This window comes from Pseudomonas sp. PB103 (assembly GCF_009764635.1).
Taxonomy (GTDB): domain Bacteria; phylum Pseudomonadota; class Gammaproteobacteria; order Pseudomonadales; family Pseudomonadaceae; genus Aquipseudomonas.
On sequence record NZ_RWIL01000152.1, the window covers coordinates 1 to 20314 of the forward strand.

At 58.0% G+C, this 20314-nt stretch carries 20 protein-coding genes; 18 read left to right on the plus strand and 2 right to left on the minus strand.

Going from position 1 to position 20314, the window contains the following annotated elements; genetic code table 11:
* The first annotated feature begins 120 nt into the window (after positions 1 to 120).
* The 14 genes from EJA70_RS26930 (at position 121) to EJA70_RS26995 (ending at position 12685) form a co-directional block, all read left to right on the plus strand.
* Positions 121 to 1167, plus strand: a complete 1047-nt coding sequence (locus EJA70_RS26930; RefSeq protein WP_158834953.1) for a sel1 repeat family protein — start codon at positions 121 to 123, stop codon at positions 1165 to 1167.
* Positions 1164 to 1577: a lysozyme inhibitor LprI family protein gene (locus EJA70_RS26935; RefSeq protein ID WP_158559171.1), complete on the plus strand. Its 414-nt coding sequence runs from the start codon at positions 1164 to 1166 to the stop codon at positions 1575 to 1577. Before EJA70_RS26930 ends, EJA70_RS26935 begins: the two co-directional genes overlap by 4 nt.
* Positions 1578 to 1581: 4 nt before the next feature.
* Positions 1582 to 2220 carry a hypothetical protein gene (locus tag EJA70_RS26940; RefSeq protein WP_158834956.1) on the plus strand — a complete coding sequence of 213 codons (639 nt, stop codon included), beginning with the start codon at positions 1582 to 1584 and terminating at the stop codon, positions 2218 to 2220.
* A gap of 99 nt (positions 2221 to 2319) precedes the next feature.
* The gene (locus EJA70_RS26945; protein ID WP_008078663.1) at positions 2320 to 2808 is read left to right on the plus strand and encodes a hypothetical protein; all 489 of its coding nucleotides are present in this window, start codon (positions 2320 to 2322) and stop codon (positions 2806 to 2808) included.
* Positions 2801 to 4243, plus strand: a complete 1443-nt coding sequence (locus EJA70_RS26950; RefSeq protein ID WP_008078661.1) for a TIGR01777 family oxidoreductase — start codon at positions 2801 to 2803, stop codon at positions 4241 to 4243. The genes EJA70_RS26945 and EJA70_RS26950 overlap by 8 nt, the downstream gene beginning before the upstream one ends.
* Positions 4244 to 4252: 9 nt before the next feature.
* Positions 4253 to 6703: an alpha/beta fold hydrolase gene (locus EJA70_RS26955; RefSeq protein ID WP_178117009.1), complete on the plus strand. Its 2451-nt coding sequence runs from the start codon at positions 4253 to 4255 to the stop codon at positions 6701 to 6703.
* 38 nt (positions 6704 to 6741) lie between these two features.
* Complete coding sequence (locus EJA70_RS26960) at positions 6742 to 7419, plus strand: hypothetical protein (RefSeq protein ID WP_256677749.1); 678 nt, start codon at positions 6742 to 6744, stop codon at positions 7417 to 7419.
* 37 nt (positions 7420 to 7456) lie between these two features.
* A complete protein-coding gene (locus EJA70_RS26965) occupies positions 7457 to 7957 on the plus strand; it encodes a hypothetical protein (protein ID WP_371924625.1) in 501 nt (166 codons plus the stop codon).
* A gap of 10 nt (positions 7958 to 7967) precedes the next feature.
* Entirely contained in the window at positions 7968 to 8339 is a 372-nt protein-coding gene (locus EJA70_RS26970; protein WP_158834965.1) for a hypothetical protein, read from the plus strand.
* 19 nt (positions 8340 to 8358) lie between these two features.
* Positions 8359 to 8907, plus strand: a complete 549-nt coding sequence (locus EJA70_RS26975; RefSeq protein WP_158834968.1) for a hypothetical protein — start codon at positions 8359 to 8361, stop codon at positions 8905 to 8907.
* Positions 8894 to 9748, plus strand: a complete 855-nt coding sequence (locus EJA70_RS26980; protein ID WP_158834971.1) for a type IV pilus biogenesis/stability protein PilW — start codon at positions 8894 to 8896, stop codon at positions 9746 to 9748. The genes EJA70_RS26975 and EJA70_RS26980 overlap by 14 nt, the downstream gene beginning before the upstream one ends.
* 35 nt (positions 9749 to 9783) lie before the next feature.
* Positions 9784 to 10506: a lysozyme inhibitor LprI family protein gene (locus EJA70_RS26985; RefSeq protein ID WP_158835019.1), complete on the plus strand. Its 723-nt coding sequence runs from the start codon at positions 9784 to 9786 to the stop codon at positions 10504 to 10506.
* A 65-nt stretch (positions 10507 to 10571) separates the two neighbouring features.
* Positions 10572 to 11507, plus strand: a complete 936-nt coding sequence (locus tag EJA70_RS26990; RefSeq protein WP_158835022.1) for a hypothetical protein — start codon at positions 10572 to 10574, stop codon at positions 11505 to 11507.
* Between the two features lie 134 nt (positions 11508 to 11641).
* Positions 11642 to 12685, plus strand: a complete 1044-nt coding sequence (locus EJA70_RS26995; RefSeq protein WP_158834974.1) for a hypothetical protein — start codon at positions 11642 to 11644, stop codon at positions 12683 to 12685.
* Between the two features lie 62 nt (positions 12686 to 12747).
* On the opposite strand, the gene EJA70_RS27000 is transcribed toward EJA70_RS26995, so the two are convergent.
* Complete coding sequence (locus EJA70_RS27000; RefSeq protein WP_008078630.1) at positions 12748 to 13119, minus strand: DUF6124 family protein; 372 nt, start codon at positions 13117 to 13119, stop codon at positions 12748 to 12750.
* Positions 13120 to 13694: 575 nt separating this feature from the next.
* Between EJA70_RS27000 and EJA70_RS27005 the strand changes: the two genes are divergently transcribed.
* From EJA70_RS27005 to EJA70_RS27020, 4 genes are all read left to right on the plus strand, one after another.
* On the plus strand, positions 13695 to 14078 hold the full coding sequence (locus EJA70_RS27005) for an SCP2 sterol-binding domain-containing protein (RefSeq protein WP_008078629.1): 384 nt from the start codon (positions 13695 to 13697) through the stop codon (positions 14076 to 14078).
* A 277-nt stretch (positions 14079 to 14355) separates the two neighbouring features.
* Positions 14356 to 15714, plus strand: coding sequence for a hypothetical protein (locus EJA70_RS27010; RefSeq protein ID WP_158834977.1), 1359 nt, complete (start codon positions 14356 to 14358; stop codon positions 15712 to 15714).
* A gap of 200 nt (positions 15715 to 15914) precedes the next feature.
* Entirely contained in the window at positions 15915 to 17261 is a 1347-nt protein-coding gene (locus tag EJA70_RS27015) for a delta-60 repeat domain-containing protein (RefSeq protein ID WP_158834980.1), read from the plus strand.
* Between the two features lie 151 nt (positions 17262 to 17412).
* Complete coding sequence (locus EJA70_RS27020; protein WP_158834983.1) at positions 17413 to 18768, plus strand: hypothetical protein; 1356 nt, start codon at positions 17413 to 17415, stop codon at positions 18766 to 18768.
* 99 nt (positions 18769 to 18867) lie between these two features.
* On the opposite strand, the gene EJA70_RS27025 is transcribed toward EJA70_RS27020, so the two are convergent.
* Positions 18868 to 20268, minus strand: coding sequence for an aminoacyl-tRNA deacylase and HDOD domain-containing protein (locus EJA70_RS27025; protein ID WP_158834986.1), 1401 nt, complete (start codon positions 20266 to 20268; stop codon positions 18868 to 18870).
* Between the last annotated feature and the right edge of the window lie 46 nt (positions 20269 to 20314).

Here is a 20314-nt window from a genome sequence, read left to right on the forward strand (position 1 = left end):
CTGCGCGTCGACAAAAAACGCAAAGTGTTGCTCAGCACTTACTGGGAAATGAACAGGCCGAAGCAATGCATCACCCGATTCACCCAACGCAAAACCTGAATGACTCAAGGATGAACACTGTTGAAACGTTTTTTTGCGGTACCGAGTTGCGGCATGGCAACACGCAGGCTAACCCGGTGGCTTTCCACCGCATTGTTGAGCAGCCTGTGCACGAGCGTCTTCGCCTCCACTGAACAGCAATGCCCGGCTAACAACTTCGCTGACTTCGTCAAAGTCTTTTCATCGGACTCGACGGTACAGAAAGCATTTACCGCATCGTCGGTGAAGACAACGCACGTCGTGGCTGAGAACAACATACCCAAGGTTGTCGTGCGCAGCGTCAAGCATTTGCCCACCGATGAATTCAGTATGCTGAGTGCGGAGAATGCTGCAGCGTCGAATCTGGCTATCGAGATTACGTTTCTGAACAGGGTGGTGGTGCGTGATCAGCAGGGTGCTTTCTTGAAGATTTTCGTCTTCAAGCACAGCGACTGCTGGGTGCTGAACAGTGTCGAAGACTGGACGCTCGAAGCGGTGATGGATGACGTGGCTCGGACTGACCAACCCACACCCGGTGAGCGCGAGTTGAAAAAAGGCGTGATGTTCGATCGGCTGGTCAACAAGGCGTCTGGCGAATCCGGTGTCTCTTTGTACGCGGCAGCGCTGGATAGCTATGTGGACGGCGCCCGCAAAGGTTCGGCCCAAGCGGCGATAGCAGCTGCGGGGATAAGTCTTTCCGGGCAGGCACCGCGATTGCCGAATGAACAGATTCTGAAGCTCATGAATCAGGGATTTCAGAGCAATCCCGACGATGGCGTGTTCCTCTCCTTGTTTTACTGCGATGAGGGTGAGTACGGCGATGACAAGGCCTGCATCGATCCGCAAAAGTCGATGGCGACATTGGAAAGCGCCGCGCTACGAGGCTCTACCCAAGCACTCCTGCGATTGGGTGAAGTCTACGAAACCGGCACTGTCGTCGCTGCTGATCTACCCCGCGCAATGGCCTGTTACCGCGAGGCCAGCAAGACCGAACTTAAGTGGAGCCCTGCTGCGGTCGAGCGTTTGCTGGTCCGAGGCGTCGTTATGGACAGCTCAATTGAATGTATTGGCGCAGGTGGCACTCAGTGAATGTCGCCCGTTTGATGTTCTTTGCATTTATGGCGATGTCAGTCTCGTCAGTCAGCTTTGCCCAAGATGCGGATTGCGAGGCCGTGGCCGGGCAACGTGCCGAGTGCGCAGAAGAAGCGATGAAGGCCGCGGCTCGCGTGCTTAATGACCGTTACGAAGCACTGATTGATAGAGCAGGGTCTCGGTATATTTTTCAATACCAGTCTCGGCATGAAGAGCATAAGGCGTTTCTGGATCGACTGAAAAACTCCCAGCGGGCGTGGATAAAGCTGAGGGATTCGAACTGCAGGCTTGAGGGGTTTGAGAATGAATGGGACAAGCCATCCTATTCTGCAGATCTGAATAGGTGCACCGCGAAGATGAGTCTGGAGAGAGCTTTATATTTGGACGGCATCCTTCCGGCACATTGATGTTGTGCTGATTAATGTTTTTGCTTGGTTGGGTGGTGATATGGAAATGCGTAGAAGGGCCATTCGATTGAGCGTGCCCCAAGCTTGTTTCACCTGGGTGTTCTCGTTTTGCGCGGGATTTCTATCACCGACAGTGTCTGCTCAAGAGTCCACCTGCGCGTTTCACGACATCCAGTCAACGCTCGAAGTGGTCAGTTGCCTCAACGAGGGCGCCGTGGAAGTCCTGAAGCTGGCGCCACGCAATCATCCAGTTTATGAGAGTGATATAGATCGGCTCCCAACATTTATCGTACGGGGTGATGACCTCAACGAGGTCAAGAAAACGGTGGGGATGAGTATTTTGTCGTCGCCCTACAACTTGCTCGTCAAGTTGCCGGATGCTGAGGGAATCATGTACTTCGATCAGTTGCCCGAATCAGCCACTAAAAAACTGGCAATGCCAGGCTGGGTACTGATCGATGCGCGGGATGTCGTGTATGAACGACAGGGTGGCGGGGAAGGTTTTGAACTTGTATGCAGTACCCATGGAAAAGCGATCGGCTCTGAATATGTAGTCGTTACGCAATGTAATGACTTTTACGAAGAGGATATTGCCAGGTTGAAGGATTTACTCGGCATGATCGACGCTCGCACCTTGCGATAGCGGTCACTGAACGCCACCAATCGTTTATCTTCGAGCGACTGCCCCCCACCATTTTCCTTTAAACTCCCCACCCTCAAAGGAATACCCCCAGGACACGGAATGCCAGTCCCCTCTTTCTCCCTTCGCCGCGCGTTGGTGCTGTGGTTATACGCCGCCGCGCTGGTGCACTTGCTCGCCGGTCTGACCCTGACCTGGGCCGGCCACTCCGGGCTGCTCGACGGTTATCTGCACACACTCGAACAAATTTTCTGGGGCGCCGACGCGGTACCGGCCGCTGCCCGTGAGCAGCAGGTCTGGTGGCTCGCGCTGTTCGGCGCGACGTTGCAAAGCTATTCGCTGTTCATGCTTGGGCTGGTGTATTTGGGCAATCGCCTGAAAGCGCCGATGGCCTGGGCCTGGTTGTTCGCCGGCATTGTGCTGTGGGCGCCGCAGGACGTTTTTGTTTCGCTGCAAAAGCAGGTCTGGTCGCACCTCTGGTTCGACGCCTTTGCGCTGCTTGTGCTGTTGCCGCCGCTGGCCTGGCTGTATTGCCACGACCGGCGAAATTCCCTTTCTGATAACGCCATGAGTGAGTCGAACCATGCCTGATTTTTCGCTGCTGGATTGGGCGCTGACGTTGCTGATTGCGCAAGCGTGCCTCGGCGCGCTGGACACCCTTTATCACCACGAGCTGACCGTGGCGCTGCCGTATCGGCACAGTGCGCGGCTGGAGTTGTCGATCCACGCGATGCGTTCGTGTTTCTACGGGATTCTGTTTCTCGGCATGGCGCACCTGCAGTTCGGTGGCGCCTGGGCGATTGTGATTGCGCTGTTGTTCGCACTGGAAATCGGCCTGACGCTGTGGGACTTCGTGGTTGAGGATCGCAGCCGCAAACTGCCGGCGGTCGAACGCATCATGCACACCGTGTTGGCGGTGAATGGCGGGGCGTTTTTTGCGTTGTACGGGGTGCAACTGGCGCAGTGGGCGAGTTTGCCGACCGGCCTGAGTGCTATCGATCTCGGCTGGAAGGGTTGGGTGCTGACGCTGTTTGCCGTGGGCGTAACCGCGTCGGGGATTCGTGACGGTCTGGCGGCATTGCGCATGCACCGTGAAGGCAAGCCGTCCAACCCGTTTGCCGGCGGCGCCTACAAGCGTGTGCTGGTCACGGGCGGCACCGGGTTTATCGGTGAAACGCTGGTCAATCAATTGCTCGACGCCGGCCACACGGTCAGCGTGCTGGCGCGCGATCCGCTGAAGGCGGCGTACCTGTTCGACGGCCGCGCGCGCTGCGTGCGGTCGCTGAGCAAACTGGGCTACGACGAGACCTTCGACGTGGTGATCAATCTGGCGGGCGCACCAGTGGCGGGGCCGCGCTGGAGTCCCAAGCGTCAGGCGCAACTGATCGCCAGCCGCGTCAACACCACCGACAGCCTGATGACCTGGCTGAAGAATGCGCGGCACAAACCGGCGCTGTGGGTGCAGGCCTCGGCGATCGGTTTTTACGGCGTGCGCGATGCCAGCGAAAGCCTTGATGAACAGGCGAGCAAGGGCGACGGTTTCATGGCCGAACTCTGCGCGCGCTGGGAAGCCGCCGCGCAACCGGCCACTGAATTTGGCGTGCGTCAGGTGGTGCTGCGCCTCGGTGTGGTGTTCGGTCCGGGCGGCGCGTTGTTGCCGTTGCTGATTCCGTTTCGCCTCGGGTTCGGCGGGCGCATGGGCGATGGTCAGCAGATCATGAGCTGGGTGCACCGCGACGATGTGATTCAGGTGATCGCCCGATCCTTCCACGATGAAACTCTGCACGGCACGTACAACCTGGTGGCGCCGGAGACGGTCAGTCAGGCGGCGTTTGCCGAAAACGTCGGCAAGGTCCTCAAGCGCCCGGTGTGGTTCCACGTTCCCGCGGCGCCCGTGCGCGCGCTGGCGGGGGAGATGGCGCAGTTGTTCTTCGACGGGCAGCGTGTGGTGCCTCAGCGTCTGAGCGAGGCGGGCTATACGTTCCGCTACCCGACCCTCGACGCGGCGCTGCGCGATCTGGCCTGAGGATCGTTGATGAGCAAGCCTTTGATGTACCTGCTGGCCGGCAACGGCAGCGCCGCCGACTGGTGGGATGACGCGCTGCCGCACTTTCAGCGCTACGACGTGGTGCCGCTGGAATTGCCCGGTTTCGGCGCTAACCCGCAGCCACCCTGCGAGGATCTGGCGGATTACGCGCAGACCTTGCTGGCGATGACGCAGCAGGGCAGCGCGATCATGGCGGTCGGGGTCAACGCTTTGCTGGTGCTGCATGCGCTGCAACGCCGACCGGGGCACTTTTCGCGCAGTGTGCTGCTGGCGCCGGTGGGGGCATTTCTCTGGCAACGGCGGCTGCCGGCATTGATGTCGCCGCTGCCGATTCGCAAGACCATTCACTGGTTGCTGTCGAACAAACCGAGTCTGTTCGCGCGCAAGTTTTCCAATCAGACCTGGACGCCCGCGCAGTACCAACGCATGGGCGCCGGTTATGCGCGTTGCCGGGCGTTTGTGCCGCATTGGGACTTGATCCGCGCCGATACGGCTTTGCCGCTGCTGGAGTGGATTACCGATCCGGTCGAGTTGGTTTGGGGCGATCAGGACGCCGTGCTCGGCATCGAGCAAGCGGCGGCATGGTCGGCGATTCTCGCCCGCGCTGATCTGACCATCAGTCTCAAACCCGGTTGGGGCCATTACCCGTGGATCGACGCGCCGGCTGAATTTGCCGCGTGGCTGGAGTCCGGCGAGCGTGGTTTTGTCGCACACACCAAGGGCGGCCGTTTGCGTCTGGCGGAGTTGGCCCGGCAACCGGTGCCGGCAGCGCTGAACCTCAACGATTGCGATGATCCGCGCCTGTCAGCCTTTCTCGCCGCGCAACCTGACGTGACCTGGGCCGTGCGCTCCTCCAGCTATGGCGAGGATCAGGCTGATTCGGCAAACGCCGGTTTGAGCACCACTTACCTGCGCGAGCCGCGCGCCAATGTGCCGACGCGCATCGCCGAACTGACCGCCGAAGGCGTCGAGGAAGTGGTGGTGCAGCGCTTTATCACGCCGCAGGTTTCCGGCATCGCGTTTGTCCGGCATCTGTCGGTTGAACTGGAGTGGGTGGAAGGTCATCTGGAGTCGTTGGCCGATGGTCACGTCAGCCCTTCGCGTGCCACTCTGTCGCGGGTCGGCGAGGCTTGGCGCAGCGGTGCATTTACCGCCACGCACGGTTTGACCGAAGCGCTGCTGTGGCAGTTTCTGCAAGACGTGCTGCGTGTTTTCCACTACGTGCCCGGCGACGTCGAATGGGCCTGGGACGGTGCGCAACTGTGGCTGCTGCAATACCGGCCGATCAGCGACTACGGCTGGCGCCGCCACCTGACTGCCGCCAACATCGCCGAGATTCTGCCGCCGCAACCGAGCGTGCTGGTGGAGTACGCCCAGCGCCGCGCGGCAGCGAGTATCCCGGCGATCATGGCGCGCTGGGATGCGCGAGTGTTGCAGGACAACGAGCCGTTCACCGCAGTGTTCGGTGGCGCCTCCTACATCAACAATGACCTGTTTCTCGCCCGGCTCGCCGACTGGGGCATCAGCGCCAGCAACTACGCCGGTGAAGTCGGCGGCGCGACCCCGCACTTGCCGTGGCAACCGCTAAAGCTGCTGCGTTCGCTGCCGCTGTTCCTGCGCATGCAACGCATCGCTCGCGGCCATTTGCTCAGTCTCGAACACGGCTTGCAGCGCTTTGATCAAGAGCTGGCCGAACTCGTCGTTCAAAACGCTGACGGCCAGCAACTGGCGGACTGGTTCGCCCGGTTTTACGTGTTCGTCGTGCAAGGCAATCTGTGCATCGCCACGGCGCTGGCCAGCAGCGGCGGCGATTGGCTGGGGCGCCCGCCGACCGCTTACGACAACCTTGAAAACAGCCCGCATCGACTGCCCTGGGAAACCGATCCGGCGACCTTGCGACCGGCGTCGAGCGAGCTGCCGTTGCAGGCCTTTCCACAGTGGCCGAGCCTGATCCGCATCGCGCATTCGACCGGCCTGCCGGGCCTGCGCGGCTACTACCTGCAAGTGCGCGAGTGGTACCGCGACAACCTGATGCGCATCTTCTTCCGCCTGCACCACGCCATGCCGCTGGCCGACCGCGAACAGTGGTTTGCGCCGCACCCGGACGTGCGCACGCGCGATGGCAGTTTCTGGCAGGACGGCCGTGAAGGCGCTGAGCAGGCCACCGGGTTCATGATTTATCCGGGGCGGGTGCAGGGCATTCTGGGCGAGGACATTTTGCTCGAAGACACCCTCGATCCGGGGCGGCACGCGCATTACCAGACGGCGCGGGCGGTGATTGCGCGGATGGGTGGGCGGCTGTCGCATGGCTCGACGTTGTTGCGGGAATTGCGCAAGCCGTCGGCGGTGATGCCGCAGGTTGATCCGGCGTGGGTCGGGTGTGAGGTGTTGTATCGGGATGGTGAGCTGCAATTGATCAATGCGAAGGATGCGCAGTGAAGCCTCGATATTTCCATGGATTACTGGCGTGTTTGTTCATGCTTGCTCAAATCGGCCATGCCGCTGAGACCGTGATGGTCGGCAATACGACAGGCCAGTCGCGGGTCGCTCAGGGGCCGGCGGACGTTGGCGTCGATATGGGGGCGTGCCGGTTTTCCATGCCGCTCCTGCAAGACCAATGGCTGCAATTCAACGCCCCCGATCTGATCTTCATCGCCTCCCGACAACGGCCCGATCCCTCCAGCGCACCGCGCTTGTGGCAAGCGCCGACATCCAGCGGTTACGAATGGAATTTTGCAACGTCGGCCAATCTGACTCAGCCATGGTTCGGGATGATGTGTGAAAACCTCGGCAGTTTTTCTTCCCTGACGACGCAGCTGCCAGCGGATGACACGATCGAACTGCAACTGCTGCGCGAGGCCAATGACCGCAAGTGCCCGGCGACCTTGACCGAAAACGGCTGGCGGCCAACAGCGCTGGCGGGTGATCCGCAGACCTATGCCTTTGAGTCACTGCAGGGAGCGAAGTCGTCGGGGTTCATCATCGGCTACCACCCGCCGCATCAACCTCAATTCAGCCGTATCGCCTTCTGCCTGATGCAAGGTGAGCAGGTGCTGATCGGCGCCGCCGAATCAGGTTCGGCCACCCCGTTGGCGATCAGCGCCAAAGGCTTCGAACAGATCAAGACAGCGGTGCGCAGCATTGCCTTCGAATGAACATCCCGACGATACGTCGCACAGATGGAGTTACAGCGTGAAAGGATTTTTGGTTCTACTCGGCAGCTTGATATGGGTGGCCTCATCCATGGCTTGCGCCGCCGACCCGGATTTCAAGGATTACACCGTCAGCCCGGTCTTCACAGGGACTCACCCTGCGCTGGTGCCGCAGGAAAACAGCAACCCGGTGATGGACAGTGCGCGCGCGAAGGCCTTGAAAGGCAAGGTCAACTTCGCCGGCCACTACATCATCAACCCACTGGGTTGTGGCGGCGGAGCCATCTGCGCCGAAGTGCTCGATGCACAAACCGGAGAAGTTGTCGGCGGGCTACCGAATGCCTACGACGGCAGCACGTTCGCCATGCTCAACCAACCCGACAGCCGCTTGATCCTCATCACCGGGATTGCCCTCGATGGTGAAGTAGACGCTCAGGGCAATTCGCTGGAAAGCGTCAACCGCGACCGTTACTACGAGTTTGTGAACAACGAATTCCGCCTGCTGACGATGACCGACGCGGAATCGCCGCCGCTTGAATAAGGATGATGGGATGGACCGGTTTTTCATTCGGAGCATGCTGAGCGCGCTGCTGCTTTTGCCTTTTGCCCTGCCGGCGAGTGCCAGTGAAGGCAGTTGCTACGGCTACCTTACCGAAATGGTCAGGAGCAGCGACTTCCAGTTTCAGTATGTCGGCAAGGACAAGGTCAATCTGCTGATCGACGAAGACGACGGCGAAGTGGTGCGCGCCCAATTGTTTTTCGACACGGACGGCACCGGCACCATCGGCTGGATCAAATACACCCCGGCGACACGCGTATTGCTCAATACCTCGGCCGAATTGGACGAGCCGGTGGCGTTGTCCTTTGACGCCAGGTTCGCCGATGGCTACGCAAAATGCCTTACGGAAAAACAGCCCGGTTAACGGCGAAAGGGAATTCGCGATGAATCAGTATTTTTTCGCCGGCAGCCTGGCATGGCTGCTCTCGTCGCCGGCGTTCGCTGCGCCGGCGGATGCTTACACTCAGCGCGATGTGATGCAGTGTGGCGGGGTTAAAGTGGTCTTGGTGTCGTCGTGTCGATCAGTGACGGTGGATGACGCAGAAACCCACCTCATCGCGGTCTGTTCCGATCAAACCATCAACATCGGCGGCAAAGTGCTGCGGCGTGACATCGGCAAGGTTCTACAGCGTACGTCCGACGGTGCGAAAACGAAGATGCTGAACAACGTGGTGGTGGCGATGGATTGCGTGACAGGCAGCAAGGGCAGCCTTGTTTCGATCGGTGGCTACGGCGGTTGCGGTGCCTGCCCGGAGTGGCACGGGTATTACTCGACCGCCGGACGCCTGGAGCAATACAGCTTCGACAATACCCGGCGTTCGTTTGGCTCGAAAGGGTCATGGGAGGAGCTGATCGAGGCGTATGGCGTTACCCAAAGGCAGCTGCAATCGCCAAGCCCGGCGGAGAAAAGGATTGAATATGGCCAGCCTTAAGTGGGTGTTGATCGGCAGTCTGTTTGCAACCGCCGCCTGCGCTTTTGCCGAAGACGAAGATCCGCCAATTGTTGGTATCGGCGAGCACACGGTTACGTTTCGGGCGACGAAATGGACCATGCCCGGCGTTGAGTCGGCGACTGCATGGTTCACCGCCAATGGCAAAACCTTCCCGCTTTTCGGCACCGACATTGGCGCTGATGGACACTCTTATATGCTCAGTCCTGACAAGAAAACCTTGTTACTCGACCCAGTGATCTTCGGCATGTTGTCACTCGAAAACGGTGAAGAAAAACTGGAGTCGCAACAGCATTGCACTGCGATCTCCATGGAGACCGGTTGCGTGCTGGCTGATCGTTGGGCCACTTTTTGTGTCGGCGAGTGGAAGGGCAATCAGTGGGTTTCCGCAGACGGTGATGTGCTCACTCCTACCCTGGAAACGGTGTCCCCAAAGGACTTGCTGAAACAGGTCTCCAGTATCGAGCCAGCGCAGTCCCGTGCGCAGTCCATCGAAGGCAGCCTGGACTTTTTGAGTGCCGAATCCTACATGGCCTGCCATCCCCCGGCGCAAAACGTTCAGGCCTACAACGACCTGGGTTTTTACCTCGCCGAGGGCGGCAGAGATGAGCTGGCACTGAAGTTCTATCGCGGTGTTGAAGCGATCGGCAAGCGCACGGTGCTGATGCTGAACATGGCCGATTCACTGTGGCGACTGAACAAGCAAGACGAAGCGCAGCGCTATTACCGCGAATACGGCGAAGCAATGGCTGCCGCCGGCAAGGCACAGAAGATTCCGCAACGCGTCGCTGAACGAACTGCACATCAGGGAATGAAAAATTGAACAGGATTGTCCGCTTTATTGCGTTGCCCCTCGGGATGCTGTGCGGGTCAATTGCGCACGCTGAGGACGATTGCAAAGTCATTAGTGTGAGCTGGCAAGTTGACGTTTGCGTGAAAGCCGACCGCGAGAAAGCCGATGCAAAGCTCAACGCCAGCTACAAAAAGCTGATGGCAAGGTTTGAGTCTCAGCAAAAACGCGATCCCGAACAGGGCAAGGCATTCATGGCCATCGCCAGAGAGTCACAGCGAGCATGGATCAAGTTGCGCGATACCACATGCCCGCTCGAAGCCACGGATATCGACCCTGATGCGGTAATGCATTCCACATCAATCAATAGCTGCGTCGCCAGAATGAGCCTGGAACGTGCGGTGTATCTGGACGGGATTGTGGCGGACAGTCCGGGTGATGTAGTTGATATGAACAAGGTCTCCAGATCCGGCGCGAAGCGTTACCAAGACGTAGTCGCGCGCTATCTCTACTCGTTCGACAACCCATGCCTGACGGTTCAGATTCTCGCGCCTGACGGTGGATGGCGAGTGTTGTCATCTGCGCAGTTCTGCAGTTTTGATGGCAAGTCATTCCGGTCCGGTTATACCGATGCCAGATTTGAGGAACCTGTATTTGCAGATGACGGCCTGCACCTGACGTTAAGCACTACAGAGCTTTACGCGCCCGGTGAGAAGCGTCGCGCCTGTGTGATTCCGATCAAGAACGAGCAAATCAAAGTGCTGAAATGCGGCGAACCTGAGTCGACATGAAGATTAACCACGCAAGGAAAACAAAATTGGGCAGGCTTCCAGGTTTTGTTTGTGCACTTGGATTTATGGCTGGCGTGTCGACTCAACTGGCATTGGCGAGCGATCCGCAGAACATCGGTGAGTTGCATCCGCCGGTGGTGGCGTCGTTGGGCGATCAAAAGATCGCGGTGTTCTTTCTGAAGAACAACCTGACGCAGCAGGCGACGGAGACTCACGTTCCTGCCGCCGAGATCTTCTATTCAGCGGTGAATGCAACCAAACCGACGCTGAATTATGTGTGGAAGGTGGAAGGCGATCAGATTGCGTCGGTGTTTTTTCATGAGCGCAAATCCCCGGGGCGGGCAGGGAAGTCCATGTACGTGCTGACGAAAACGCAGGTGTCGAATCGAAGTTTCGAGGGCGCGTCCTACTCGGTTCTGGAGCTGCCACTCATCAAGGACGGCAATCAGTTGTCTTTGAATTATTTCCGTGGAGATCCACCGGAGCCTGAGTTTCAGAACTGTCGCGACGGGCTTGATCTGGAGGAAAGTCAGAAAGTGGTGTGCGCTTACAAAGACGCGGCAAGTGTGAAAAAGCGCTTGTCTGTACTTGACGGGCAGACTGTTGAAGAACCACAACCGAAGCCAGTCACGGTCAGCGCGAACGCAACTGCCATGGCGTGTCCTTCGCCCGACTTCTCGACCTTCCTTGCAGCCTTTTCCGAACACGCGGATGTGCAAAAAGCCTTTGTCCAACAGCCGCTGCAGATGGTCACGACGGTAGCGGGCGATCCCGAGCCGGAGCCGCAAAAGAGCAGCCTCAGCGGTGATCAGCTGAAGTTTCCAATCATGCCCGATCGCATCAAACGCGACGCCCAAGGGCTGACACTGACCGTCAAAGAGCAGCAGGGCAACCGGGCCACGGCGATTCTGCAGAAACCGGATACCGACTATGTCTTCGAGTATCGGTTTGAGCGTGGGCAGTGTTGGCAGTTGAAAGAAGTGATGGATTACTCGCTTTAAAACGCAGGACACAGGGTTCAAAGGCGAAATGCCTTCTGTTCAATCAGACCCGTAAATCATGACAGGAAGGCAAGTTGAAAAGATTAGGTTTGGTCGCGCTATTGCTGTGTTCTTTCTCTGTGGCAGCGGGGCCTATGTTTCCGTCGCTCAAGTCGTGCAGGGACGTCGGCAGCGACTGTGCGCTGGCGCTGAAAGACGATTTCTTGGTGGACGCCAAGTCCGGGCAACGTCTATCCGAAGAGGCTGAGTCGGCCGGAGCAATGAGTGATTTCTGGCTGTATCGAGATGGCGAGCGATACATCCTGGCGAATGAAAACTACTCCCAGGCGAAATCGCGTCGTTGGCTGGTTTTTACCTACGACAGCGGCAAGGTAGTACTCGACGGCGCCTATATCTTCTCGATAGACATTGATATGAACACCGGGCCTTACTGGCACGGCTACGATTGCCGAGGTGATGCCAAGCCGTTCACCGTGCCAACGAAAGATTCGTTCAATGAAGTCGCTTTGGAGGAGTTGTGCGGGGGGGCCGAAGGCTGGGTTGTCTCGGGCCGGGATACCGAAGTGCCGGTGTCTGCCAAGGGGCTGGCCGTCAGTGTTCCCGTTTACCACGCCCGCAATCGTGAGGGCTCAGCGACGTACCTGTTTACTGAAAGCGATGTTCCGGATCTTTCCAAGTTAGTGTGTTTGTCCAATTGTGCCGATGTCGCTCAAACCCCGGAACGCGTTTCGCAAGAGAAAGCGCCATTGCAGGGCGGGCAGGATGGAACGTTGTGCTCTGAGGGCGAAGACATTTATTTCAGTTGCCCGTTACAGGGTGGCAAGACGGTTTCCATTTGCGCGCGCGGAAACAGCAAACCCACGGCCGGTTCTGTTCAGTACCGATATGGTATTCCGGGAAAAATAGAGATGGTCTATCCGAAGACGGCTTTGCCGCCCAAGGGCAAAATCTTCGTTGTTGATGCGTCGGAAGGCAGCGTGAACCTGAACATCATCAAGTTCAAAAGCGGTGCCTACACCTACTTCGTTAGTCAGGCATTCGTGAGTTATCTGAAGGTGCTCAAAGAGGACAAAGTTGTGTTCCGCCAATCTTGCAATGCCGGTGGCAACGCTTACGTCCACCGATTGGCGGATTTCGGGTTGGAACCACGCCCAAAAAGCGCAGAGGACTTTCGCTAGTCGCTGTGGCTTAGGATCAGAAAAGGGGACTCAACGTCCCCTTTTTTCATCCACACCTTTTGCTACGGCTTGACCGCCGCGCGCCGTACTTCGATGTGGTCGAGCGTGCCTTCCACCATCAATCTCACTCCGTCCGCCATTCTGCTCAGGGCCAGCGCTACCGAGCGGCGTGAGCCGTGGAGGTCGTCGGCGAGGTCGGAGGCGATGACGCTGATGGACAGGAGGTCTTCGGAGGCGTTGGCCATGAGGGCTTCGGCGTCGGTGCCGGGGGAGAGGCTGAAGAGGCCGGTTTCGCGTTTGGGTTGCGGTTCGAGGGGCGGTTTGAAATGGTGGTCGAGGGCGCGCTCGGCGGCTTCGTGGAATTTCTTTGATTCCAGCGATTCGTAGGGCGATATGTCTGGGGTTTCGGGGGGATTGGGTGTTGGTTTGATCATTCGGTCTTACTCCAGTTTCAGGAGCCGACACCGTTTCGCTCGCACTTCGAAAGTGGTGGCAGCTGTGCATAGGTGTGCAAGACCGGTGGAGTCACCCGGCAGACCCGAAGGTCTCCCATACACAGCAGCCATAACGATCCGCGAGCATAGGAAAATGCTCGGCGAATTGCCATAACCAATGTGGACTCCCACCGGACTTGCACGTCCGTATCACCGATTTGTGGTGACGTACTCAGCCTATCGATGAACCTTCAAGCCGCCTAGTTCATGCACGCCGCCGCGCTTTGCGGGAAATTTCCTAAGGAGTTGCAGGGGGGAAGATCAAAAGATCGCAGCCTTCGGCAGCTCCTACAGGGGTGTGTTGCAACAGGTGTAGGAAAGGGGGGGCGGGGTAGCTCGGGATGCATTTCTGCGCGGAGCGGGGGGGCGATCAGTGGCGGGGCTTTGGATCGTGACTTGGTGGTCATCGTGCGGGAAATGGTCTACATCCTCTTGCAACGGTGGCAGATAGTGGCGTTATTGTGCGAATCCCTTACACTGCCCCGGCCGTTCATTTTCCTTTTGAGGCTGTGTGCATGAAATTTCGTTTTCTCCTGTGGATGCTGGGTCTGTTGATGGGTAAGGCCAGTCGGAAAAATCCTGCGTTCCAGCAGCAGTTGGGCGACAAGGATCTGGTGTTCCAGCTACAGACCCTGGACGGCAAGGTGGCGCGGCATTTCGTGGTGAAGAACCAGCGCATCACCAGCAAGGCCGGCGTGGTCGCGGAGCCAGCGTTTGCGATTGCCTTCAAGGATGCGGCGTATGGTTTTGCCACGCTGCAGGCGAAGAACAAGCAGTTGGCGTTCATGCAGGGCATTCAGGACAAGTCGATTCAGCTCAAGGGCAATCCGGCGCTGGTGATGTGGTTTCAAGGGCTGATGAAGTACCTGAAACCACGCAAGCCAAAGCCCAAGGCTTGATTCAAGGCAGTCACGCCGAGCCGGAGCAAATCGCCCAACCCAAATCCTGTAGGAGCTGCGGCACGCTGCGATCTTTTGATCTTTTGATCTTTTGATCTTTTGATTTTGAAATCCAGAATCAAGATCAAAAGATCGCAGCGTGCCGCAGCTCCTACATGGAGCGTTTCCAGCGAGGTAGACCTGTCAGGTCTGACAGGTGTGCTTATTTCGGGTTGGTGCTCCACTGTGAACGGTGTCCATTGGTGGGCACCCTTGGTAAATCACAGGGAGTGCGATCATGAACACTATTGAAAAAGCAGCGGCAGCAGAGGGCCTCGATCCTGCCTTTGCTGCTGGCGGCATACTCGAGCTGCCTTTTGAAGGCATTGTGGGCCAGTACCCTTATTCGGTCGCCGCGTTACCTGACCGAAAAATGCTAGTGCTTTTCAGCGCGTCTCCATCGGAAAACTCTCCAGCCAAAGTTGCAAGGTTGCTGGAGAACGGCACGCTGGATTCGAGTTTTGGGAAACAGGGAATTGTCGAGATTTCTGTCCGGGCGGGCGTTGTTTTTTCTCCCCGCCATCTGCGCCTCCTCGACAATGGCGGATGGCTGGTCACGGGAACGATTAAGCACCCCAACGATACCGTTGACCTGGCGGTCATTCGTCAATTGCACGATGGCCAGATGGATACGTCCTTCGGTCCTCATAAGGACGGCATGGTCACCGTCAATGTCTATGACCTCATCGGATCTCGCAGCTATCCGGATGCAAATTTTCTCACCCGTCGCCATGACGAAAAAAATGCTGAAACGTCATCTGCGGGTGGGGTCGGAGTGGCTGCTGTGGGGCTGCAGGATGGAAAAGTTGTTCTAAGCAGCACAGTCTTTTTTGCGTTCAACTATCTGAGAGGGCTGGTAATACGACTTGAGAAAGATGGGTCTCTGGATAAGACTTTCAACCAGAAAGGCTTTGTACAAGTCGAACTACCCGGGATCGATCACGCTTGGAACTACGCTTACGGCTTAGCGGTTGAGCCGGGCGGCAAAGTGTTGGTTTGTGGTGATTTCAGCAGAGCTTCCGACGATGAGTGGCCCGACGCTTACGTGATTCGCTACGACCAGTATGGCAATGTCGATGCCAGCTATGGCAGCAACCAGAATGGTGTCGTAACCATTACCGATGGCAGTCGATGGCTTGACCTTGTTTCGATGGCTTTGCAGCCGGATGGCGGCGTATTTGCGGTGGGAACCGCAGATCTTGATAGGCATCGTGATGGGCTGATCGTAGCGCTGAACTCGAGCGGCAGTTTCAATCTTGTTTTCAACAATGGCAAACCACTGTTTTCCCGCTTCACGGAGCACGGTGTTTCCTGGGAGCGTTGTATTTTGCAAACCGATGGCAAGTTGGTCGTCAGTGGGCAGGGTGGGTCGGCATTTATTGATGAAAACAGTTCAGTCACAACGGCGCGCTATAACCCGAATGGCTCTTTGGATACAACGTTCGTGGACAAAGGGTGGACGATCTTTAACCACGAAAGCGGGATCGATTTGTTCACAGGGTGCACAGTAACGGCCGACAACCGGACCGTTGTTTGCGGTTACACATCCTTTGACACCCCGCCCCTTCCGGGGTATGTGCTGCGTTACCTCGCTTGATAGTAAGTCCCTGCGCGGGTAACTCTTGCTCCCGCAGAGCAAGGCTTGCCCGCGATGCTTTTAAGCCGGGCTGAAATGTCCATGATTGCCCTTCAGCGAGACACACCTGTCAACTCTGACAGGTGTTTTGCCGCGCAGATGGGTGCTCAATCGGGATGCAGAGTCCGCAACGGACCCTCATCACTGGATGGAGCAGGATCATGGGGCAACAACAAGGAATCGTTCGTGCGGGTGCTCTCGACCCGACTTTCAATAAAACAGGCATCCTCAAATTTCCAATTCCCGCCATCTCCGGTTTCGTACCGAGTGCTGTGCTGCCTCAGCCTGAAGAAAAGCTGCTGGTTGCCCTGCCGCTGGCGGGAAACAGCGCAGGCTATGCAGTGGCGCGGCTCAAGGCGGACGGTGCGCTGGATGAGCAGTTTGGCGTTGATAAACACGGTTTCGTGTTTGTGCCGCTGGATACCGTTAAGGAATTGCACATTTTCGGTATCAGCGCGACGGCGAAGGGTGGGTGGCTGATTGTGGGTCAGGGCATGACCGGGCCAACCGGTTACTTGTTGATTATTCGCCATTTGCCGGATGGCCAGTTGGACAAGTCCTTGAATGGAACCGGCATTCTGTTCATTCCTTACGGTGATTTTGGCAAGTCAGGACATAACGCGTTTGCAGTATCCCCCGGCAGTCGAGTGGCCACTGATGGTGCTCAACAGACGTCTGCCTCGATTTCGGTCGCCGAGCAGGCCGACGGCAAGATCGTGCTGGTCAGTAATATTTCTCAGGGTTTCGATAAGCTGAAAGGTATCGTCCTGCGGCGAAATTCGGATGGTTCTCGTGATACCTCCTTCAATGGTCAAGGGTTTGCAATCCTCGAGCTTGAAGGCGTTCCCCATCAATGGAACAGCGCCAGCAGCGTTGCGGTTCAGGCGGATGGCCGTATTTTGGTCGGCGGGAGCCTCTTTAACGATTTGGAGGATCAGGGCGTCTTTGTCGTGCGCTTCACTGCTGCCGGTAAGGTCGATGCTGATTTCAATACGGGTCGCGCCGTGATCCTTTCCAACATCAGCGAAATCAGACTGGACGCCATCACCGTCAGTCCAGACGATGGCAGGATCGTTGCGGTTGGCAGGGCGCGCCCTGCACGGGGAGTGCCGCCAAAAGCATTGACCGTCGTTCTGAACGCCAGCGGCTCCTTTAACCTCGTCTTCAATAGCGGCCGTCCGCTGTATTCCGACTTTGTGTCTGAAGGGCTGTATTGGCTGCGCTGTGCGATAGAGGAAGACGGATCAATCATCGTCGCCGGTAATACCGGCATCGGTTTTGTCACTGAAACATTGTCTACCGTGACAGCGCGTTTTCGCCCTGACGGGGTTCTGGACCCGACATTCAATGGCACAGGTTTCAACCGTTACGATGAACCGCTGCTGATCGAAGACACGACCGATATGGTGTTGCATGGTCGACGAGTGTTTGTTTGTGGGGCTCTGTCGGTGGACGCGGAGCCTTGGCCGCAGGTGGAGGGCGGTTTCCTGTTGTGTTATTCCGCTTGAGGTGCGGGGGCCTTGTCATGCAATGCTGCCCGGGAATTGGCTTGAGAAGGCTGCTGGCCTGTCAACTCTGACAGGTGTTTTCAAGCGCATTCGGGCGCTCAATGGTGATGAGGGTCCGCACCGGACTCTCATCACTTGATGGAGCTAGATCATGGGACAACAAGGAATTGCAAGTTCGGGAACGCTCGACAAGACTTTCAATGAAACAGGCATTCTTAAATTTCCAATCCCCGCCATCTCCGGAGCTGCGCCGGATGCCGTGCTGGCCCTGCCAGGGGGCAAGGTATTGGCGGTTGTGTCTCTTTCCGGCCGAAACGCAGGTTATGCGGTGACGCGGCTGAATGCTGATGGCTCACTGGATAATTCGTTTGGTGCCAACCAGGACGGCGTAGTCGTGGTACCGCTGGAAAACTTTGAGTTCGATCACATTTTTGGCGTCAGCCCGACAGAAAGCGGCGGTTGGGTGATTTTCGCCCAAGCATCGTTAGCCGGTTCTCATGGGCTGATGATCGTCCGTCACCACGAGGATGGCCGGTTGGATGAGTCCCTGAACGGAACCGGCATTCTCTTTATTCCCTACGAAGATTACGGCGTCTCCGGGCACACCGGGGTAATGGTGAGTGCGACTCGAAGCGGTGACAAGGCGGCGGAGGGGGGCAAGCAGGCTTCTGCTGCCGGTTCACCTTCAGTGATCGTACAGCCCGATGGCAAGCTCCTGCTGGTCGGCAATGTCGGGGATGAGTTCGGCAAAATGAAAGGCATCGTCTTGCGGCGCAACAAGGACGGTTCGCCTGACAAGACGTTCAAGGGCCGAGGTGCGGCAATCATCGAGCTTGAAGGTTTTACGTTTGACTGGAGCAGTGGCGAAGGCATTGCGTTACAAGAGGACGGCCACATACTGGTGTGCGGGAATTTCTCCGCGGATGAAGGCCAGACTGCCTATGTGACGCGTCTTTCCGCCGTAGGTGAGGTCGACCGCGGTTTCAACGGGGGGCTTGCAGTCACCGTTTTCAGTCCTTCCCTGATTAACCTTGTTGCTATGACGGTGCGAAAAAGTGACGGCCGGATTATTGCGGTAGGCAGCGCATTCATGACGCGGGGCGAGCCTCAGAAGGGGTTGATCGTCGCTCTGAATTCCACGGGTTCCTACAATCTGCCTTTCAACAAAGGCAAGCCGGTATTTGCCGATTTTGTAGCGGAGGGGCTCAGTTGGCGGCGTTGTGTGACACAAACCAATGGCTCGGTCATCGTCTCGGGGAGCACCGGAGATGGTTTTGTCAAAAAAGAGTTGAGTATTGTGACCGCGTGTTATCGATCCGACGGTTCTCTGGAAACGGCGTTTAACGGTCAAGGTTATGTCGTGTTCGATGAGGCGCTATCCATGGAGGGCATGACCGACATGTCGATGCAAGGGACGGATCGCTTCTTCGTTTGCGGTAATTTGTGGAAGGACGCCGAGCCTTGGCCTCACATCAATGGTGGTGTTCTGCTGTGTTATTCCGCTTGAGGCGAGTACTTCTTAGATCGCGTTGACGGCTTCGCGGGCAAGCCTTGCTCCTACAGGATTGAAATGATCCCGTAGGCGCAAGGCTTGCCCGCGATGCGTTTAGGCCTGGCTGAACTGCGAAGCCAGTTCGCGCAGCAGGACTTCGGCTTCGAGGACTTTGCTGACGACGTCGTTGGCTTTGTCGCGGGTCAGGCCGACGCGTTCGAGCAGGGCGTCGGGGATGTCTTCATCCGGGCCGGAGCCAATCCCGCGACCGCGCAGCAGGCGCACGGCCAGGCAGACGAGGTTCGGGTATTCGGCGTAGGCGCCGTCGTAGCTTGGGTCGTGCTGGAAGCGCAGCGCGGTGGCCAGTTCGTCCGGCATGTCCCAGTAGCGCATCAGCCACGAGCCGATCTGTTCGCGGCTGATACCCAGCAGGTGCTGCTCGATGTAGCTGTGGCACAGGTGCGGGTTGACCTCCAGGTGGCGGCAGATCAGCGAGAAGTGCGGCGGAAACACGTGGGCCAGTAGCAGATAACCAAAGTTGTGCAGCAGACCGGCCAGATACGTCAGGCCGGCTTCCGGGCGCTGGGCGCGCGGCATGGCGCGGGTCAGGCCTTCGATGACGGCGGCGGTGTAGATCGACTGCTGCCAGTACGGCGTGGTGTGTTGCGGGTGATCCTTGGGCAGGCTCAGGGTCTTGCCGAGGGCCAGGCCCAGCGCGAGGTTGATCACCAGATCGAAACCGAGCACGCGAACGATCGCGTCCTCCACCGAACGAATCTTGCCCGGCGAGGCGTAATACGGCGATGCCGCCCAGCTCACCACTTGTGCGGCCAGCGCCGGGTCGGTTTCAACGACGCCGGTGATGTCGTCGATGGTGGCGTTGGGGTCGACGCGCAGCTTGATGATTTTTTGCGCCGTTTCAGCCAGCGGCGGAATCTCGATGGTCGCTTCCAGACGTTGCTGGATACGCCGCGCGGTGAACGCTTGCACGGCCTGGGTGATTTCCTCGCGGTCATCGTCCGGGCGGTCGAGGTTCGGGCGGATGCTGCTCAGGGCTTCGCCGAAGTTGGCGGCGCTGGCCTTGGTCAGCATGGTCTTGAAGTCTTCGCTGGCGATTTCCAGCAGCAGACCCGGCTCACCGGAGTTGATCAGCAGCTTCGGTTCGCGCAGCAGACTTTCTTCGTAGAGGCACGGCGAACTGGTCAGCGCCGGCAGGCCCGGCAGCAGGCTCAGGCTGTGTTTGCCGAGCATCTTTTCCAGGCGCTCGGTGGACACGGCGGTGAGGCGCCGGCCCGTCAATTCGGCGAGGCGATTGAGGTCAAGCAATTGGTTCTGCGGGAACAGCACCATCAGCGCGCCTACGGCGTCGTCGAGCAATACGGCTTGGACTTTGCGCGAGGCATTGAGGCCGTGGTGGTCGAGCACTTCTTCGTAAGCGATCCCCAGCTTGCCGAGCAGCAGCCGAATCACAGACGGTGCGTGCGGGGGTTCGGGGGCGAGAGCTGCGTCAGTCATGGTGTGTATCCGTTTTTGAAACAATGGCAGGAGTATAACCAGCTTG

Bases quoted from the DNA above. Each gene is read 5' to 3' on its own strand.
- EJA70_RS26970 (WP_158834965.1), top strand. From the start codon at position 7,968: ATGGACCGGTTTTTCATTCGGAGCATGCTGAGCGCGCTGCTGCTTTTG.
- EJA70_RS27025 (WP_158834986.1), bottom strand. From the start codon at position 20,268: ATGACTGACGCAGCTCTCGCCCCCGAACCCCCGCACGCACCGTCTGTG.
- EJA70_RS26995 (WP_158834974.1), top strand. From the start codon at position 11,642: ATGTTTCCGTCGCTCAAGTCGTGCAGGGACGTCGGCAGCGACTGTGCG.
- EJA70_RS26950 (WP_008078661.1), top strand. From the start codon at position 2,801: ATGCCTGATTTTTCGCTGCTGGATTGGGCGCTGACGTTGCTGATTGCG.
- EJA70_RS26955 (WP_178117009.1), top strand. From the start codon at position 4,253: ATGAGCAAGCCTTTGATGTACCTGCTGGCCGGCAACGGCAGCGCCGCC.
- EJA70_RS26980 (WP_158834971.1), top strand. From the start codon at position 8,894: ATGGCCAGCCTTAAGTGGGTGTTGATCGGCAGTCTGTTTGCAACCGCC.
- EJA70_RS27020 (WP_158834983.1), top strand. From the start codon at position 17,413: ATGGGACAACAAGGAATTGCAAGTTCGGGAACGCTCGACAAGACTTTC.
- EJA70_RS26975 (WP_158834968.1), top strand. From the start codon at position 8,359: ATGAATCAGTATTTTTTCGCCGGCAGCCTGGCATGGCTGCTCTCGTCG.
- EJA70_RS27015 (WP_158834980.1), top strand. From the start codon at position 15,915: ATGGGGCAACAACAAGGAATCGTTCGTGCGGGTGCTCTCGACCCGACT.
- EJA70_RS26960 (WP_256677749.1), top strand. From the start codon at position 6,742: ATGCTTGCTCAAATCGGCCATGCCGCTGAGACCGTGATGGTCGGCAAT.
- EJA70_RS26990 (WP_158835022.1), top strand. From the start codon at position 10,572: ATGGCTGGCGTGTCGACTCAACTGGCATTGGCGAGCGATCCGCAGAAC.
- EJA70_RS26985 (WP_158835019.1), top strand. From the start codon at position 9,784: ATGCTGTGCGGGTCAATTGCGCACGCTGAGGACGATTGCAAAGTCATT.
- EJA70_RS27010 (WP_158834977.1), top strand. From the start codon at position 14,356: ATGAACACTATTGAAAAAGCAGCGGCAGCAGAGGGCCTCGATCCTGCC.
- EJA70_RS27000 (WP_008078630.1), bottom strand. From the start codon at position 13,119: ATGATCAAACCAACACCCAATCCCCCCGAAACCCCAGACATATCGCCC.
- EJA70_RS26945 (WP_008078663.1), top strand. From the start codon at position 2,320: ATGCCAGTCCCCTCTTTCTCCCTTCGCCGCGCGTTGGTGCTGTGGTTA.
- EJA70_RS27005 (WP_008078629.1), top strand. From the start codon at position 13,695: ATGAAATTTCGTTTTCTCCTGTGGATGCTGGGTCTGTTGATGGGTAAG.